At 49.7% G+C, this 1,176-nt stretch carries 1 protein-coding gene and 1 pseudogene; both read right to left on the reverse strand.

Annotated features, from left to right (window positions below; all coding sequences use genetic code 11):
* Positions 1-67: 67 nt before the first annotated feature.
* Positions 68-193: pseudogene (locus ACUU1I_RS20630) on the reverse strand (MFS transporter); the annotation flags it as partial.
* A 71-nt stretch (positions 194-264) separates the two neighbouring features.
* On the reverse strand, positions 265-1,176 hold a 912-nt coding region (locus ACUU1I_RS20635; protein ID WP_449144916.1), incomplete at its 5' end, for an aminoimidazole riboside kinase.

The following is a 1,176-nucleotide window of genomic DNA, read 5'->3' on the forward strand; positions in this document are numbered from 1 at the left end:
TACCTGTGTTGTTCTGAGGTGAGCATATCACCTCTGTTCAGGTGGCCAAATTCAGTGTGCCACTTCACCCTAGATGTCCTTTCAGCCAAATAGCGTATAACGACCACCACAGCGACCAGGAAATAAAAAAGAGAAATGAGTAACTGGATGCAAAACGATAGTACGCATTTCTGAATGGAATATTCAGTGCCATAATTACCTGCCTGTCGTTAAAAAATTCACGTCCTATTTAGAGATAAGAGCGACTTCGCCGTTTACTTCTCACTATTCCAGTTCTTGTCGACATGGCAGCGCTGTCATTGCCCCTTTCGCCGTTACTGCAAGCGCTCCGCAACGTTGAGCGAGATCGATAATTCGTCGCATTTCTCTCTCATCTGTAGATAATCCCGTAGAGGACAGACCTGTGAGTAACCCGGCAACGAACGCATCTCCCGCCCCCGTGCTATCGACACAATTCACAGACATTCCAGCAAAATGGTGAACTTGTCCTCGATAACAGACCACCACCCCTTCTGCACCTTTAGTCACCAACAGCATGGCGATCTCATACTCTTTTGCCAGGGCGCATATATCCTGATCGTTCTGTGTTTTTCCACTGATAAGTCGCCATTCTTCTTCCGAGATCTTGACGACATCCGCCAGTTGTAGCGCCTGCCGCAAACACAAGCGGAGCAAATGCTCGTCTTGCCATAGATCTTCACGAATATTAGGATCGAAGCTGACAAAACCTCCGGCATGCCGGATCGCCGTCATCGCAGTAAATGCGCTGGTACGCGAAGGCTCGGCAGACAACGCAATTGAACAGAGATGTAACCATTCGCCATGTCGCCAGCAGGGCAAGTCTGTCGTCTCTAAAAAAAGATCGGCACTGGGGCGGACCATAAACGTAAATGAACGTTCCCCTTGATCGTTCAGATCGACAAGCACCGTGGATGTCCGGTGCCATTCATCTTGCTTCAGATACGTGATATCGACTCCCTCAGTTAGCAGCGTTCTTTGCATTAACGCCCCAAAAGGATCATCACCGACCCGACCTATAAACCCACTTATTCCGCCTAATCTGGCGATTCCCACCGCAACGTTAGCTGGCGCGCCGCCAGGACAAGGCAGTAGGCGCCCGTCTGATTCTGGCAAGAGATCTACGACCACATCCCCTAAAACCCATACTTTGGCTGT

The sequence above is a fragment of the Shigella sp. SIG3 genome (assembly GCF_053555855.1).